This is a genomic window from Pseudomonas sp. A1230 (assembly GCF_044218825.1).
In the GTDB taxonomy this organism is placed as follows: Bacteria; Pseudomonadota; Gammaproteobacteria; order Pseudomonadales; family Pseudomonadaceae; genus Aquipseudomonas; species Aquipseudomonas iridis.
Map to the genome: position 1 here is coordinate 4,587,876 of NZ_CP162582.1, position 16,709 is coordinate 4,604,584.

The window sequence follows — 16,709 nt, forward strand, 5'->3', positions numbered from 1 at the left end:
AGCAGCTGTTTATACTGCAAGCGACCACGCCGCACTCAGTTGCGCACAGACTAATTCCAATAATTTCTGCCTGCCCCCGCTCTCTTTCGAGACCGGTCGTTGGCCTGCGTATGCCTGATCACAGCGTCAAGACTACCGACAGAGACCTTGCGCATGCCACTCGCCTTGTTTGCACTCGCTGTTGCCGCGTTCGGCATCGGCACCACTGAATTCGTCATCATGGGCCTGCTGCCCGACGTCGCCCGCGATCTCGCGGTGAGTATTCCTCACGCCGGCCTGCTGATTACCGGTTATGCCCTGGGTGTGGTGTTCGGTGCGCCGATCCTCGCCATCGGCACCGCCAACATGCCGCGCAAAGCCACGCTGCTGGGCATGACGCTGATGTTCATCCTCGGCAACGTGCTCTGCGCGCTGGCACCGAATTACGCCACGCTCATGGCCGCTCGCGTGGTCACGGCGCTGTGCCACGGCGCGTTTTTCGGCATCGGCTCGGTGGTCGCAGCCGGTTTGGTAGCGCCGAACAAACGCGCGCAGGCGATTGCAATGATGTTCACCGGTCTGACCCTGGCCAATGTGCTCGGCGTGCCGCTGGGTACTGCGCTCGGGCAATACGCCGGTTGGCGGTCGACCTTCTGGGCGGTGTCGGTGATCGGTGTTGTCGCCGCACTCGCGCAATGGTTGTGGTTGCCCAAACACATCCCGATGGACAAGGCCAACCTCGCCAGTGAGTTCAAGGTGCTGGGCAAGATCAATGTGCTGCTGGCGCTGGGCATGAGTGTGCTAGCGTCGACCAGCCTGTTCAGCGTGTTCACTTACATTGCGCCGATCCTGCAGGACATCACCGGCGTCAGCCCGCACGGCGTGACAGTGATGCTGTTGCTGTTCGGCGTCGGCCTGACCGCTGGCAGCATGCTCGGCGGGCGTTTGGCCGACAGTCGTTTGCTGCCGTCGCTGGTGGGTGTGGCAATGGCGGTGGTGCTGGTTCTCGCGGCGTTCACCCAGACCAGTCACTCGTTGATTCCAGCAGCGATCACGCTGGTGCTGTGGGGGATTTTCGCCTTCGCGCTGTGCCCGATCCTTCAACTGCTGATTATTGATCAAGCTCATGAAGCGCCGAACCTCGGCTCGACCCTGAATCAAAGCGCCTTCAACCTCGGCAACGCGGCCGGTGCCTGGATTGGCGGGTTGGTGGTGGCGAGCGGTGCCGATCTTGCGCAGTTGCCGTGGACCGGGGCGCTGGTGGGTGTGTTGACGGTGCTGACGGCGCTTTGGTTTATCTACCTGCAACGTCGCGGAGCTGCTGCGGTCAATGTGTCTGGCTGATCGAGTTGTGCCAGACATTGCCCTCACCCTAACCCTCTCCCAGAGGGAGAGGGGACTGACCGCGCCGTTCCGTAGAATTACGCCGACCTGAAATCGCGAGTCGAGCTCAGTTTGAAAAGCCTGAAGATCGGTTCCCTTCCCCCCTCTCCCTTTGGGAGAGGGCTGTGATGAGGGGGGCTCTTGATCTCAGCTCAGATTTCCACTGTGTCTTCAGTTGCCTCCAGCCCATCAAACCCCTGCACCAACGAACCGGTGCGTTTTCTTCCCACCCCTCATCCAAAGGACCCCGGATGCTTGAACTTGTCGCCGCTTTCATCTGCCTCACCACCCTCCTCACCTTCGTCAACTTCCGCTTCATCGGTCTGCCGCCGACCATCGGCGTGATGGTCACCGCGTTGCTGTTTTCCCTGCTGCTGCAAGGTTTGAGCGTGCTCGGCTATCCGGGCCTGGAAGAACGCGTACAGCAACTGATCGGCCAGATCGATTTCGGCGATCTGCTGATGAACTGGATGCTGTCGTTCCTGCTGTTCGCCGGTGCCTTGCACGTAAACCTGAATGATTTGCGCAGCTATCGCTGGCCCATCGGCTTGCTGGCGACTTTCGGTGTATTGATCGCCACGGCGGTGATCGGCAGCCTCGCGTATTACATCTTTGCCCTGTTCGGCTGGCACCTGAGCTTCCTCTACTGCCTGTTGTTCGGCGCGCTGATTTCCCCGACCGACCCGATTGCGGTACTCGGCGTGTTGCGTACCGCCAACGCCTCGAAACCGCTGAAAACCACCATCGTCGGCGAGTCGCTGTTCAACGACGGCACCGCTGTCGTGGTGTTTACCGTGTTGCTGGGCATCGCCCAACTCGGCGAGACCCCGACCGTCAGTGCCACCGCCATGCTATTCGCCCACGAAGCCATTGGCGGCGTGGTGTTCGGTGGGCTGATCGGTTATCTGGTTTACCTGATGATCAAGAGCATCGAGCAGCACCAGATCGAAGTGATGCTGACCCTCGCGCTGGTCATCGGTGGTTCGGCGCTGGCCTCCGAATTGCACGTTTCCGCACCGATTGCGATGGTGGTTGCCGGCCTGATCATCGGCAACCTGGGGCGCAATCTGGCGATGAACGACATGACCCGCAAATACCTCGACGGCTTCTGGGAGCTGCTCGACGACATGCTCAACGCGCTGCTGTTTGCGCTGATCGGCATGGAGCTGTTGCTGCTGCCATTCAACTGGCTGCACGTGGCGGCGGCGAGCTTGCTGGCGGTGGCGATTCTGCTGTCGCGTCTGCTCACCGTGGCCCCGGCAATCCTGCTGCTGCGGCGTTGGCGCACAGTGCCGCGCGGCACAATCCGGGTGCTGACCTGGGGCGGTTTGCGCGGTGGGGTCTCGGTCGCTTTGGCACTATCGCTGCCACTGGGCGAGGAGCGTGACCTGCTGCTGAGCATCACCTACATCGTGGTGTTGTCGTCGATTCTGATACAGGGCCTGACCATTGGCCGGGTTGTTCGCGGCGTCTCTGGCCAGCAAGACGTCAGCGCTGCGAGTTCCGCGCACTGACGCACCAATGGAGCGCCGTCGTGGAGCCACCTCCACGACGGCGCCTCTTCAATTAGCCGGCAGCCCGCAGCACAGCATCCACCTGCTCCGCAGCACGCAACAGATTGCTGTCGTCTCTAAACCCTCCGATCATTTGCAGGCCAACGGGTAACGCCCCGGCATTGCGCACGAGCGGAAGGTTGATTTGCGGCAAGCCAAACGCCATCCAGAACTTGCTGAAATCGGAAGGTCCGGTGGCTTCAAGACCCAACGGGGCGACGATGCCACAGCTCGCCCCAAGGACGGCGTCGAAAGGCTGGAATATCGACTCCAAAACGGTGGCCAACTTTGCCAGACGCTTCTTTGCCGCTGACTCTTGCTCCCATGTCGTCAAACGGGCGCGTTCGATCATGGCTAACAGTTCTTCACTGAGTTTGTCCGGATGCATTTGCAGTTCTTTGGACAGTGATCGGGCGCCTTCGCAATCGTTAATCAGCAGATGGTCATCAAATACCCCCGCAAACTCCTCAGGCAGCAACACCTCGCTCACCTGATGTCCGGCTGAACGCAGCTCTTGAACCGCAGCTTCCAGAGATCTGGCCACATCTTCATCTACCTGATCCCAACGCGCCGTACGACAGAAGCCGAACGAACAGGCGTGACGTTCATGCGCAGGCTGGGGAAAGCCAGGAATCAGGACGCGCGCCATCACCTCCAGATCGCGAACAGACCTGCCATACCAACCCACCGTGTCGAAGCTCGGCGCCAGGGGTTTGACCCCCTCCAGAGAAACCAGACCATACGAAGGCTTGAAGGCATACAGCCCGCAATAGGCCGCCGGTTTGATCAATGAGCCAGCCGTCTGAGTCCCCAACGCGAGCGGGAAAAAACCGGCAGCCATCCCCGCTGCCGACCCGGCGCTCGAACTACCGGGGGTTCTGGCAAGATCATGAGGATTGCGGGTTGGACCTGTGTGCATGTAGGCGAATTCGGTGGTATGGGTCTTGCCCATGATGACTGCCCCGGCCTGGCGCAGCAGCGCAACGACATGGGCGTCACGCGAGGGGCGGTTTTGCTCATAGATCGGCGAGTAAAAACGGGTGGGATGATCGACAGTGTCATAGGCGTCTTTGATCCCCACGGGCACACCTGCCAAGAGGCCTTTTGCGTTACCGTTTTTCAATTGGCGCGTCTGACTGCGCACCGCGTCCGGATCGAACGAAACGAAGGCATTTATGCTGCGTTCACCCGCTTCGACACAGCCAAGAAAGTGCTCGGCTACTGCCTCTGCGCTCACGACATCCGCACGAACCATTTCAGAAATTGCGGTGGCATCAGCTTGATTGAAATTGTGCATATCGTTCCTTGGACTGCCCTTCGAAAAGCACTTGAGGGAGGTGCGCTTTTGGACGTTTCAAGTTGCATAAACCGATTGCAAATCAGTGAAGCCTTTTATCTCGATCGGGTTTCCGGCGGGGTCCAGGAAGAACATGGTCGCTTGCTCGCCGGGCTCTCCCGGAAAACGAATCGTGGGTGAAAGAACAAATTTCACTTGGCCTTCGATCAAACGGTCCTTCAAGGCAACCCAGTCCGACATCTTCAATATCACCCCAAGATGGGGCATCGGCACGTTGTGCTCACCTACTTTCCCGGTGTTCGCTACCGCAAACGGCTCGCCCAGATGCAACGACAATTGATGCCCGAAAAAATTGAAGTCCACCCAGGTCTCGGTGCTGCGCCCTTCTTCGCATCCCAGCAGATCACCATAGAACTGGCGGGAAATCTGCAAATCGCGGACGTGAATAGCGAGATGAAAAATTGACTGCATCGGTAGCTCCTGAACGTCGCCGGAAAGTGAGAGTGACTGGCTGAGTTGAAGACTGTGCGGTTTTCATCAAAAGAGATAGCATGTAATTTTTTCGCTATCGAAAGAATTTCTTATGGATACGCGTTATTTGAAAAGCCTCATTACGGTCGTGGAATGTGGCTCCATCGCACACGCCGCGCGCGTGGAAGGTTTGACGGCAGCAGCGATCAGTCAGCGAATTCTCGCGCTCGAACGGCAGCTCGGCTTTGAACTGCTATCGCGGGTTGGGCACGCAGCCAAGCCGACCCAAGCCTGTCTCGGTTTGTTGCCGAGGGCTAAACACATCGTTCGCGAGATTGCATTGCTGGCGGGAGATGCCGACGAGGGCGGGCTTACGGGGCAGTTACGAATAGGCGCTATTTCAACTGTGCTGACCGGTCTGCTTCCCGGCGCATTGCGCGCACTGACCGAGCTGGCGCCGGGGCTGACGCCAGTCATCGTGCCGGGTACATCGCGCGCGTTGTATCAGTCGCTTCTCTCTGGGGAAATCGACGCGGCCATCCTGGTGGTTCCGCCGTTCGAATTGCCGAAAGCCCTGCAGGCGGTATCGCTTCGCAAGGAACCTCTGGTTTTTCTGTCGAAGGAAAAATCCTCGGACAGCATCCCGGCTCAACTGAAAACCCAACCGTATATCCGCTACGATCCTGACTCGTGGGGCGGAAGGCATGCCGAGCACTATCTGGCGGACAACGGATTGCTGCCGACGCCGCTGGTAGATCTGGATGCACTGGAGACCATTGCCATGCTCGTGACTGAAGGCCTGGGCGTGAGCCTTGTGCCTTACTGGTCCGGCTTCGAACACTGGGGCCACAAGTGTGTTGTGACCCCGCTTGGCAACGACCACTACGACAGAGAGATTGCGCTGATCAGCCACGTTCAGACTGACCGGCCCAAGATGATGGGCGCCTTGTCCAAAGTGCTTTCACTGGCACAAGCCTGACGGGATTCAATCTGGCTTGGACTCGGCATGATCCTTCTCAGGGCCATCAGGTTTCGGCGTCCCGCTTTCGCTGCGAATCTGCGCATGGCTGATCAGGGCGAAGATAAAACTGCCGCCGATGATATTGCCGGCCAGCGTCGGCCCCGCAAACACCGCCAAGAAATCGCTCCACGGCAACTCACCAGCAAACACCAGATAGGACACCTCCGCGGAACCGACGACGATGTGAGTGAAGTCACCGAGCGCCATGAAGTAGGTGATGAGGATAATGATCCACATCTTCGCGCTCTCCATCGACGGGATCATCCAGACCATGGTCGCGATCATCCAGCCGGAAACTATGCCTTTGGCGAACATCTGGCTGGCGCTGTGTTCCATCACCTTACGGCCGATTTCGAGGAAGGCGTGGTCGGTCTTGGCGTCGAAAATCGGCAGCTCCAGCATCACGTAAGCCACCAGAATCGTGCCGCACAGGTTGCCGACCAGCACCACCGTCCAGAGGCGGATAAGCCGACCGAAATTGAGCAGCGTCGGTTTGGTCATGACCGGCAGCACGGCGGTCAGGGTGTTTTCGGTGAACAGTTGCTGGCGGGCAAGGATCACCGCGAGGAAACCTGCGCAGTAGCCGAAACTGGCAATCACCTTGAACTCGTCGCCCTCGGGCAAGCGTGACGTGAGCAGGCCCATGCCCATCAGCGACAGGCCCATGGTCAGCCCTGCAGCGAGCGCCGACCACCATAGCGCAGCGATACTGCGTTCAAGTTCCTGATCGCCTTGGGAGCGGATGATTTCATGCAGAACCGCCGCGCGGGGCGGCTGGCTTTTCTCGACTTCGTGTTGCTCTTTGGCCGAGAGATCGGGGGTCTTGCCGTCGGTGGGCGTGGTCATGGCGTGGGAACCGGTGGGGGGCGATTTAGCTACGACATTCGCCGCTGACAGCTGTTCACTGACCCAGTGAATCTTCAGCGATAACAGAATCGCCATCGCGGGCAGGCCCGCTCCCACAGGGATCGCCGTGCCTGTGGGATCGAGCCTGCTCGCGAAGAATGCGCCGCCAATCTTATTGGACGGCCTCGTCATCCTTGAACTGGTCTTTCACATATCTGATCTCGGTCCGCCCGTGCGGTGCCGGCAAGCCGTCTTCACCGAGGTTGACGAAAACCATCTTCTCGACAGTCAGAATGCTCTTGCGGGTGATCTTGTTGCGTACTTCGCAGGTCAGGGTGATCGAGGTGCGGCCGAACTCGGTGGCAGTGATGCCCAGTTCGATGATGTCGCCCTGGCGCGAGGCGCTGACGAAGTTGATTTCAGAAATGTACTTGGTAACCACGCGCTGATTGCCCAACTGGACGATGGCGTAGATCGCTGCTTCCTCGTCGATCCAGCGCAGCAGACTGCCGCCGAACAGGGTGCCGTTAGGGTTGAGGTCTTCGGGTTTTACCCATTTGCGGGTGTGGAAATTCATGGGGGGCTCCAAGGTCGAGGCATTTGAGCGAAAGGGTTCTGGCCCCAGCTTCAAGTTTTAAGCTACAAGCTGCAAGTAAAAGCGGATTCGCTGTGACTTGCCGCTTGTAGCTTGCCGCTTGCCACTAGCCGGGCGAAGAAAGCTATAATCGCCACCGATTCAGAACGGCTAATACCGTTTTCCCGCCACCTGTCCGAGGGGCGCTGCAGCAGGTTCAACCTGTCAGGCTCGGATGGGGCGTTGACTGGCCTAGGCCGGACACTAAACGCACAACGGCGCCCATTCGCATACATTACGAATGGAGGCTCTTCATGAGCGCTGTTATCACGCCTGCAGATTTTAACGATTACAAAGTTGCCGACATGTCCCTGGCTGCCTGGGGCCGTCGCGAAACCATCATCGCCGAATCGGAAATGCCGGCTCTGATGGGTCTGCGTCGCAAGTACTCCGGCGAACAGCCGTTGAAAGGCGCGAAGATTCTCGGCTGCATCCACATGACCATTCAGACTGCCGTGCTGATCGAAACCCTGGTTGCCCTGGGTGCCGAAGTACGCTGGTCGTCCTGCAACATTTTCTCGACTCAGGATCAGGCTGCTGCCGCTATCGCTGCTGCCGGCATCCCGGTTTTCGCCTGGAAAGGCGAAACTGAAGAAGAGTACGAGTGGTGCCTGGAGCAGACCATCCTGAAAGATGGCCAGCCATGGGACGCCAACATGATCCTCGACGACGGCGGCGACCTGACCGAGCTGCTGCACAAGAAATACCCACAGGTTCTGGATCGCGTTCACGGCGTGACCGAAGAAACCACCACTGGCGTACACCGTCTGCTGGACATGCTGGCCAAGGGCGAGCTGAAAATCCCGGCCATCAACGTCAACGACTCGGTGACCAAGTCCAAGAACGACAACAAGTACGGCTGCCGTCACAGCCTGAACGACGCGATCAAGCGCGGCACCGACCACCTGCTGTCCGGCAAGCAAGCGCTGGTCATCGGTTACGGTGACGTGGGCAAGGGCTCCGCCCAGTCCCTGCGCCAGGAAGGCATGATCGTTAAAGTGTCCGAAGTCGACCCGATCTGCGCCATGCAGGCTTGCATGGACGGCTACGAGCTGGTTTCGCCGTTCATCGACGGCATCAACGACGGTACCGAAGCGAGCATCGACAAAGCGCTGCTGGGCAAGATCGACCTGATCGTGACCACCACCGGTAACGTCAATGTTTGCGACTCGAACATGCTCAAAGCCCTGAAGAAGCGCGCCGTTGTCTGCAACATCGGTCACTTCGACAACGAAATCGACACCGCTTTCATGCGCAAGAACTGGGCATGGGAAGAAGTGAAGCCGCAGGTACACAAGATTCATCGTACCGGTGCTGGCGCTTTCGACGCTCAGAACGACGACTACCTGATCCTGCTGGCCGAAGGCCGTCTGGTGAACCTGGGCAACGCTACCGGTCACCCGAGCCGCATCATGGACGGTTCGTTCGCCAACCAGGTGCTGGCACAGATCTTCCTGTTCGACCAGAAGTACGCCGACCTGTCGCCAGCCCAGAAAGCCGAGCGCCTGACCGTTGAAGTACTGCCGAAGAAACTCGACGAAGAAGTGGCCCTGGAAATGGTTCGCGGCTTCGGCGGCGTGGTCACTCAACTGACCAAGCAACAGGCTGACTACATCGGCGTTACCGTCGAAGGCCCGTTCAAGCCGCACGCTTACCGCTACTAAGTTTAGAGCAGCTGCGAGCATCCAGCTTCAAGCGGCAAGCGAGGTCAAAAGCCGGACTTGCCGTGCAAAGCGTGAGGCTCTGCCCCTATTTCAAAACAGTTTCAGGCAGCAGGCTCCAGGCACAAGAGACAAGCGCACCTCCGCTTCTCTTGCAGCTTGAAGCTTGCCGCTTGTAGCTGGAGGTTTCCTCCATGTCCCAAGACCGTCGCTACAGCTTCGAGTTCTTTCCGACCAAGACCGATGCTGGGCATGAAAAACTGCTCGCCACTGCCCGTCAGTTGGCCACCTACAACCCTGACTTCTTTTCCTGCACCTATGGCGCTGGTGGTTCGACGCGTGATCGCACCCTCAACACCGTTTTGCAGCTGGAAAGCGAAGTCAAAGTACCGGCCGCACCGCACCTGTCGTGCGTCGGCGACAGCAAGGGCGATTTGCGCGGCCTGCTGAACGAGTACAAGGCTGCCGGCATCAAGCGCATTGTTGCCCTGCGTGGCGACTTGCCGTCCGGCATGGGCATGACCAGCGGTGAGCTGCGTCACGCCAATGAACTGGTTGAATTCATTCGTGAAGAAACCGGCGACCATTTCCACATCGAAGTCGCCGCTTACCCGGAGATGCATCCGCAAGCGCGCAATTACGAAGACGATCTCGCCAACTTCGTGCGCAAGGCTCGCGCCGGCGCCGACAGCGCGATCACCCAGTACTTCTTCAACGCCGACAGCTACTTCTACTTCGTCGACCGTTTGCAGGCGCTGGGCGTGGATATTCCGGTGGTGCCGGGGATCATGCCGATCACCAACTACAGCAAACTCGCGCGCTTCTCCGATGCCTGCGGTGCGGAAATCCCGCGCTGGATTCGCAAGCAGCTGGAAGCCTATGGCGATGACACTCAAAGCATTCAGCGCTTTGGTGAGCAAGTCGTCAGCGAGATGTGCGAACGCCTGTTGCAGGGCGGCGCACCGGGGCTGCACTTCTATTCCATGAACCAGGCTGAACCTAGTCTGGCGATCTGGAATAACCTGAAGTTGCCGCGTTGAAGCAGCTACAAGCTTCAAGCTGAAAGCTACAAGCCAGATCAAAAGATCGCAGCCTGCGGCAGCTCATGCATTGGGATTCAGTTCTCCCTGCAGAAGCTGCCAAAGGCTGCGATTTTTTGCTTTTAAAGGCCCGAGGCAGAGCTTGTAGAGGCCGTTTCTGGCTCTTTATGGTTTCTCGTCGTAATCTCAAGCCATGCCTTTGATCACGCAACTATTCGCCGTGCTGGTTTTTGCTTGCCTAAGCTTCGCCGCTCGGGGCGAGAAGCTGCGTATTGTCACCGAGCCATGGGCGCCTTACGTCTATGAAGAGAACGGTAAAAAGCTCGGACTGGACTACGAAACCACCGCCATTGTGTTCAAGCGCCTGGGCATAGAAGTCGAATGGCAGTTCCTGCCGTGGAAACGCTGCCTGTCGATGCTGGAAACCGGCCAGGCCGACGGCGCGCTGGATATTTTTCACAGTGACGAGCGCGACGCCACCCTGCTCTACCCCAGCGAGCCGCTGTCGGATGTCGAGTTCGTGATGTTCTACGCCAACGACCGCCCCCACCCGTTCACCAGGCTCGACGAGCTCAAAGGCCTGACCATCGGCACTTCCCCGGGTTATCTGTATAGCCCCGAATTCAGCGAATCGACCCTGTTTACCCGCGAGCCTGCGCCGACCCACGAAGCGAACTTCGGCAAACTGGTGCGCGGACGCATCGATTTATTGATCACTGATCGTCGCGTGGGCCAGCATTTGCTCGACGAGTTGAATATTCGCGAGCTGATCAGCCAAAATCCTACGGTTATTAGCCGCCAGAGCCAGTTTCTTGCAGTTCGGCGCAATGCCGGGATGGATTTGCTGGTCCAGCGCTTCGGCGCCGAACTCAAGCGATTCAAGCGCGAACCGGCCTACGCCGAGCTGAGCGCACGCTATGGCGCAGCCCCTGGCCAGGCGGCGCCATTGAGTAGAGCGGCGGCGGACAGCAAAACCGTTGAGCAGCAGGAAAGCAGCGCGCAGTGATTGCTCTGTTATACTCCGGCGTTCCCGCCAGGCTCACGCCCGGACGCCCGGAACCTTAACAGGCCTCTCGACCCGCTACAGCGCAGCTTTCAGCCAGCGCGAGCACTCCAGACGTGTCTTTGGAACCGCAGCAGGACCGGACGGGATTGCGTCCTCTTAAACGTGATTCGCGCCAGGCAAGATTCCCATTGGGCCAAGCCCTAACTAAAACAGGATTACTCATGTCCTTTGCTTCCCTCGGTCTCTCCGAGGCTTTAGTCCGTGCCATCGAAGATGCGGGCTATACCGAGCCTACTCCGGTGCAACAGCGGGCCATTCCCGCCGTGTTGCAAGGTCGCGACCTGATGGTTGCGGCGCAGACAGGTACTGGTAAAACCGGCGGTTTCGCCCTTCCGATCCTGGAGCGGTTGTTCCCCAACGGTCACCCGGACAAATCCCAGCGTCACGGCCCGCGCCAACCGCGCGTACTGGTCCTGACCCCGACCCGCGAACTCGCGGCCCAGGTTCACGAGAGCTTCAAGATCTACGCCCGTGACCTGAAATTCGTCAGCGCCTGCATCTTCGGCGGCGTCGGCACGAACCCACAGGTTCAGGCCATGGCCCGTGGTGTCGACGTGCTGGTGGCGTGCCCGGGTCGTTTGCTCGACCTGTGCGGCCAGGGCAGCGTCGATCTGTCCCACGTTGAAATCCTCGTCCTCGACGAAGCCGACCGCATGCTCGACATGGGCTTCGTGCACGACGTGAAGAAAGTCCTCGCACGCCTGCCGTCCAAGCGTCAGAACCTGCTGTTCTCGGCGACGTTCTCCAAAGACATCACCGACCTTGCCGGCAAGCTGCTGCACAACCCGGAACGCATCGAAGTCACGCCGCCGAACACCACGGTCGAGCGCATCGAACAGCGCGTATTCCGTCTGCCGGCCAGCCACAAGCGTGCGCTGCTGGCTCACCTGATCACCGCCGGCGCGTGGGAACAGGTGCTGGTGTTCACCCGTACCAAGCACGGCGCCAACCGCCTGGCCGAGTACCTCGACAAGCACGGTCTGCCGGCTGTCGCGATTCACGGCAACAAGAGCCAGAACGCTCGCACCAAAGCCCTGGCCGATTTCAAGGCTGGCGAAGTGCGCATTCTGGTTGCCACCGACATCGCCGCGCGCGGTCTGGACATCGACCAGTTGCCACACGTGGTCAACTTCGAACTGCCGAACGTTGATGAAGACTACGTGCACCGTATCGGCCGTACTGGCCGTGCCGGTCGTTCGGGTGAAGCGATCTCGCTGGTCGCACCGGACGAAGAAAAACTGCTGAAAAGCATCGAGCGCATGACCAAGCAGAAAATCGCCGACGGCGACCTGATGGGCTTCGACTCGAGCACCATTGAAGCCGAGAAACCGGAAGTGCGTGAGCGTCCGGACGTGCGCAACCCGCGCAATCCTCGTGGCCCGCGTGGCGACGGTCCGAATGGCGGCGGCGGTGGTCGTAAAGACAAGGGCAAGGAAAAGAGCAAGGAAAAGCCAGCCGGCGAACGCGGCGAGCGTCCTGCCCGTCAGCAAAAGCCTCGCGAAGGCACCCCGGCTCGTGACCAGCGTCCGAGCCAGCCGCCACGTGCTGCTGCTGACCGCGCTCCGGACGAATTCCTCGACGACGACGTGGATAACTTCGGTAACCGCGTTGACTACGTGCCCAAGCCAGCCCCTGCCGGCGGTCGCGGTCGTCGTCCAGGCGCACCGGCCCAGGGCGCAGGCGCAGGTTCGGGCGCACCACGCGGCGGTCAGTCGCAGGGTCGCCAGAACGCTCCGCGCAACACCAACGGCTCGAGCACCGGCACCCCGCCAGCCAAGCGTAGCGGTCCACGCAATGGTGCACCGCGTGACGGTCAGTCGGGTCGTCGCGACGACTCTTCCTCGTCCTCGCGCAACCGCCGCCCGGCCCGTGACGATCAACCACGTACCGAGCCAGCCGTGCAGGCTCCGCGCAGCAATGGCCCGAAGATCATGCACAAGGAATCGAAAGCCGACCGCTTCCCGACACCTGAGCAGCTCGATCAACTGCCAAGCCGCCCACGTGGCGAAAAACCAGCCTTGCTGACTCGCAATCGCTGATTTGATGCCGCAATGAAAAATGCCCCGGTTCACAAGAGCCGGGGCATTTTTTATGGGCAACGCCAACCCTGTACACACCTTCCCCTGTGGGAGCGAGCCTGCTCGCGAAGAGGTCAGCACATCCAATATGGATGCTGGCTGACACTACGCCTTCGCGAGCAGGCTCGCTCCCACAGGGGGATGTGTGTGTGTGGCAGGCAATAAAAAACGCCCCCGGCTGTTCAACCGGGGGCGTTTTTGTGTGGCTGGCGAAAAATTACTTCGCTTTCACGCCTTCAAACGAAACGTACAGCTCGACCGCGTCGGACTTAGGACCCAGGTCTTTCTGCTTGCCGAAATCGGAACGCTTGATGCTGGTGGTGCCTTCGAAGCCGGCACGGTAGCCGCCCCATGGATCCTTGCCTTCACCCAGGAAAGTGGCTTTGACAACCACTGGCTTGGTGACGCCCAAGAGGGTCAGGTCGCCAGTCACGTCAGCGGTGTTCGCGCCGGTGGACTTGACGCTGGTGGAGACGAAAGTCGCTTTGCCAAACTTGCTGGCATTGAGGAAGTCTGCGCTGGCGATGTGTTTGTCGCGTTCGGCGTGATTGGTGAACACGCTGGCGGTGTTGACGTTGAACTCGATCTTGCTGTCTTCAGGCTTGGCCGCGTCGAAGCTGAACTTGCCGTCGATGTCCTTGAAAGTACCGGTGATGAAGCTGTAGCCCAGGTGGCTGATCTTGAAGTCGACGAAGGCGTGCTGGCCTTCTTTATCAACGACATAGTCAGCAGCCATTACGTTGGCGGACAGAACGGCAGAACCGATTGCCAGAGCGGCCAGAGTCTTTTTCAACATGCTTTGTTTTCCTTTGGAGTCGAGGTTGAATTTCAGGCTTTGCGACCGAGCATTCGAGTGAGGGTCGCATCACGATCGATAAAGTGGTGCTTCAATGCTGCCAACGCATGGAGACCGGAAAAAATTACCACCGCCCACGCGAGCCAGAGATGAATCACCCCAGCGGTATCTGCCTGATCCGGTAGCCCGGAAACCAGTGCAGGAACTTCAAACAGGCCAAACACCGGAATACCGACACCGTCTGCGGTGGAAATCAGGTAACCGGCAAGCATCACAGCGAACAGCGCGAGATACAGAAACCCGTGGCCGAATTTAGCGCCGATACGGGTCATGCGACTGTAGCTTTGCAGCGTCGGCGGCGGTGGGCTGATAAAACGCCACAACACCCGCAACACCATCACACCGAGCAGCACCAGACCAATGCTCTTGTGCAGATCCGGCGCGTCTTTGCGCCAGGTGCTGTAGTAATCCAGCCCCACCATCCACAGGCCCAGCGCGAACAGTCCGAAGACCACCAGCGCCACACCCCAGTGCATGAAGATGCTGACCCAACCATAGCGCGAAGAAGAGTTACGTAGCTGCATTGCCCAAATCCTGTGAGAACTGCGAACCAAGACTAGCGAGTTATCTATCGAATTAAAGCGGAAAATTTCGCTTTGAAATATCGAGAAATACGATGAAGAGTCTGAAAGTGGCGTGTTAAGGAAAGATTAAAGGAGAAATTGTGGCGGGATGTTGTTGCCAGGCAATGGAATGGGTATGTCTGAACAGGCCCCTTCGCGAGCAGGCTCGCTCCCACAGGGAATTGCATTGCAGCTGAAGAGCCCGCTCGAATGTGGGAGCGAGCCTGCTCGCGAAAGCGATCTGACAGGCAAAAAAAAGCGCGGCATAAGCGCCGCGCTTCTTCATCACCGCAAGGCTTTACTGCGCCTTGGTCTCGGTTGTTGCCGCAGGCTTGGCTGCTGGCTTCTTCGCCGGTTCAGCCTTTTTCGCCGCAGGTTTGGCCGCTGGTTTCGCCGCTGGCTTTTTCGCTTCGGTTTTCGCCGCAGGTTTCTTCGCTGCTGGCTTGGCCGCGGCTTTTTTCGCAGGCTCGGCTTTTACCGGCGCGGCTGGCTTCGGCGCTTCCACCGGAGCTGGCGCAGGTGATGGAGTTGGCGCCGGCGCTGGGGCCACGGGAGCTGGCTCTGGAGCTTTCACAGGCTCTGGCTTCTTCTCATCATCCGAACCACCGAACAGGTTGCTGAAGAAGTTGCCCTTCTTCGCTGCTACGGCACCTGCCGCGCCCGCCGCTGCTGCGGCCGGGATCACTTTGGCCGGTTCAAATGATTTGCCAGCCGCCAGATCTTCAACCTGGCTGGCCGCACGCTGACCGGTGCGCAGAGCACCTTCCAGAGTGCCCGGGTACAAGGTGTCGGTGTGTTCGCCGGCAAACGCTACGCGCTGCAGCGGACGCTCCCAGACGCGCCAGAACTTGCTGATCTGGCCCGGGCCATAGGCCAGGTACGCGCCGCCCATCGATGGGTCGGTGCTGTAGCGACGGATCTCATAACCGGTGAACGAGCCACGGGCCTGTGGATAAAACGCGTGCAGACGAATCAGCACCTGATCGACCATCTGCTTGTCGCCAAATGCCTGCATCACGCGGGCATTGTCGCCGGACAGGTTGATCACCACGTTGGCGCCGCCCTTCAGCGCGGGCTCGATCCACAACATGCCCAGACCGGTGTTGCTGTAGATCTCGCCGGACATGCGCGACTTGCTTTCCCACACCGGCGTCTTGAACTTCAGCATGATCTGGTCGCGCCAACCGTAGTTGGTGCCCTTGATGGCCCCCAGACGCTGGGCATCCAGTGCCGGGGTCAGCTGAATTTTGTTCAATGCACGCAGCGGCACAGCCAGCACGACGTAATCGGCCTGGTAACCGACGCTGCCAACCTTGACGGTCACGCCGTCCTTATCCTGGCTGATGGCCGACACGGGCGAGTTGGTCTTGATGGTCTTGATCTGTTTGACGAACGCTTGCGCCAGCACCTGGCTGCCGCCGACCAGACGCGAAGCGCGCAGGTCACGGTCGGAGACGCCGCGATACACGCGGTTCTGCTGGGCGAAATACAGCAGCGACAGACGCGAAGGCTCGTCGTAATGGGTGCGGATGTCCTGGTTGATCAACTGACGCGCAGTGGCTGGCAGATTCTGTTTGTCGAGCCAGCTCGACACGGTGATCTGGTCCAGTGCGTGCAGGGTGTTGGTCGCTGCCGGGTTCTGTGGGTCGTCGATCGAGCGCGCCAGATCGTCGAGGGTTTTCTGGTAGCGCTTGAGCGCATCGGCGGTGGCTGGTTGCTTGGTCGCCAGGTCGGCAGCGGAAAAATACTCGCCGTCGATCAGATAACCCGGCGTGCGCACGAATTCCGGTGCAGGCGTGGTGCCGAGCTTGAACGTCGAGACGTACTTGTTCAGTACCGGCTGGGTTTTGTCATTGCCGATCCACTCGCTGGTGGCCATGCCCGAGCGACCGCCCAGGCTTGGTTTGGCTTCGAGCAGCGTGACCTGCCAGCCTTTGTTTTGCAGTTCGTAAGCGGCTGTCAGGCCCGACAGGCCGCCGCCGATCACGATTGCAGTTTTATCCTTGGCCAGCGCCGTAACGCTGAACAGCCCCAACATCACCAGCGCACAGGCGCGCAGCCAACCGACAGACATTCAGCGAACTCCGGAAATACACAGAAAAAAGCAGTTGTGCGGGTCAGACGACCCAAAGAACCGCGAAGAATACGTTAGCCATCAAAACGCCGCCAGCGACGTCTATCGGCTCATACAAAGTAGCTCAATCGACACAATGGGTTGTTCCCGCGCGATGCATTGCATAGGCTTGCGCGATTGTTTGCCC

The 16,709-nt window shown here is 59.4% G+C and carries 14 protein-coding genes and 1 riboswitch; of the genes, 7 read left to right on the forward strand and 7 right to left on the reverse strand.

The genetic code is table 11. The features are described 5' to 3' along the window. Positions 1-153 precede the first annotated feature (153 nt). Together AB4P97_RS21495 and AB4P97_RS21500 are read left to right on the forward strand one after the other, a co-directional pair. On the forward strand, positions 154-1,323 hold the full coding sequence (locus AB4P97_RS21495) for an MFS transporter (RefSeq protein WP_395601585.1): 1,170 nt from the start codon (positions 154-156) through the stop codon (positions 1,321-1,323). A gap of 290 nt (positions 1,324-1,613) precedes the next feature. Then, positions 1,614-2,876 carry a cation:proton antiporter gene (locus tag AB4P97_RS21500; RefSeq protein ID WP_395601586.1) on the forward strand — a complete coding sequence of 421 codons (1,263 nt, stop codon included), beginning with the start codon at positions 1,614-1,616 and terminating at the stop codon, positions 2,874-2,876. Positions 2,877-2,928: 52 nt separating this feature from the next. Here the strand turns inward: AB4P97_RS21500 and AB4P97_RS21505 are convergent, their stop codons facing one another. After that, positions 2,929-4,212, reverse strand: a complete 1,284-nt coding sequence (locus AB4P97_RS21505) for an amidase (RefSeq protein ID WP_395601587.1) — start codon at positions 4,210-4,212, stop codon at positions 2,929-2,931. A gap of 57 nt (positions 4,213-4,269) precedes the next feature. Next, positions 4,270-4,683 carry a VOC family protein gene (locus AB4P97_RS21510; RefSeq protein WP_115147130.1) on the reverse strand — a complete coding sequence of 138 codons (414 nt, stop codon included), beginning with the start codon at positions 4,681-4,683 and terminating at the stop codon, positions 4,270-4,272. 112 nt (positions 4,684-4,795) lie between these two features. On the opposite strand from AB4P97_RS21510, the gene AB4P97_RS21515 reads away from it, so the two are divergent. Further along, the gene (locus AB4P97_RS21515) at positions 4,796-5,662 is read left to right on the forward strand and encodes a LysR substrate-binding domain-containing protein (protein WP_395601588.1); all 867 of its coding nucleotides are present in this window, start codon (positions 4,796-4,798) and stop codon (positions 5,660-5,662) included. A 6-nt stretch (positions 5,663-5,668) separates the two neighbouring features. Here AB4P97_RS21515 and AB4P97_RS21520 read toward each other — a convergent pair whose 3' ends face one another. Both AB4P97_RS21520 and AB4P97_RS21525 read right to left on the reverse strand, forming a co-directional pair. Further along, the gene (locus AB4P97_RS21520; RefSeq protein WP_042562232.1) at positions 5,669-6,550 is read right to left on the reverse strand and encodes a formate/nitrite transporter family protein; all 882 of its coding nucleotides are present in this window, start codon (positions 6,548-6,550) and stop codon (positions 5,669-5,671) included. A gap of 172 nt (positions 6,551-6,722) precedes the next feature. Then, positions 6,723-7,127 (reverse strand): acyl-CoA thioesterase, encoded by a 405-nt coding sequence (locus AB4P97_RS21525; protein ID WP_042561508.1) that lies wholly within the window; start codon positions 7,125-7,127, stop codon positions 6,723-6,725. A gap of 189 nt (positions 7,128-7,316) precedes the next feature. Continuing rightward, positions 7,317-7,415, forward strand: a riboswitch (S-adenosyl-L-homocysteine riboswitch). Positions 7,416-7,438: 23 nt separating this feature from the next. Between AB4P97_RS21525 and ahcY the strand changes: the two genes are divergently transcribed. The 4 genes from ahcY to AB4P97_RS21545 all read left to right on the forward strand — a co-directional run bounded on the left by ahcY (position 7,439) and on the right by AB4P97_RS21545 (position 12,990). After that, on the forward strand, positions 7,439-8,848 hold the full coding sequence (ahcY, locus tag AB4P97_RS21530; protein ID WP_047303898.1) for an adenosylhomocysteinase: 1,410 nt from the start codon (positions 7,439-7,441) through the stop codon (positions 8,846-8,848). Positions 8,849-9,039: 191 nt separating this feature from the next. Further along, positions 9,040-9,885, forward strand: a complete 846-nt coding sequence (metF, locus tag AB4P97_RS21535) for a methylenetetrahydrofolate reductase [NAD(P)H] (protein WP_042561510.1) — start codon at positions 9,040-9,042, stop codon at positions 9,883-9,885. A 193-nt stretch (positions 9,886-10,078) separates the two neighbouring features. Beyond that, on the forward strand, positions 10,079-10,891 hold the full coding sequence (locus AB4P97_RS21540) for a substrate-binding periplasmic protein (RefSeq protein WP_395601589.1): 813 nt from the start codon (positions 10,079-10,081) through the stop codon (positions 10,889-10,891). Positions 10,892-11,112: 221 nt separating this feature from the next. Then, positions 11,113-12,990: a DEAD/DEAH box helicase gene (locus tag AB4P97_RS21545; RefSeq protein ID WP_047303902.1), complete on the forward strand. Its 1,878-nt coding sequence runs from the start codon at positions 11,113-11,115 to the stop codon at positions 12,988-12,990. Between the two features lie 256 nt (positions 12,991-13,246). Here the strand turns inward: AB4P97_RS21545 and AB4P97_RS21550 are convergent, their stop codons facing one another. The 3 genes from AB4P97_RS21550 to AB4P97_RS21560 form a co-directional block, all read right to left on the reverse strand. Next, positions 13,247-13,825 carry a YceI family protein gene (locus tag AB4P97_RS21550; RefSeq protein WP_042561513.1) on the reverse strand — a complete coding sequence of 193 codons (579 nt, stop codon included), beginning with the start codon at positions 13,823-13,825 and terminating at the stop codon, positions 13,247-13,249. A gap of 32 nt (positions 13,826-13,857) precedes the next feature. Continuing rightward, entirely contained in the window at positions 13,858-14,409 is a 552-nt protein-coding gene (locus AB4P97_RS21555; protein WP_042561514.1) for a cytochrome b, read from the reverse strand. Between the two features lie 337 nt (positions 14,410-14,746). Beyond that, entirely contained in the window at positions 14,747-16,522 is a 1,776-nt protein-coding gene (locus tag AB4P97_RS21560; protein ID WP_395601590.1) for a flavin monoamine oxidase family protein, read from the reverse strand. Positions 16,523-16,709 lie beyond the last annotated feature (187 nt).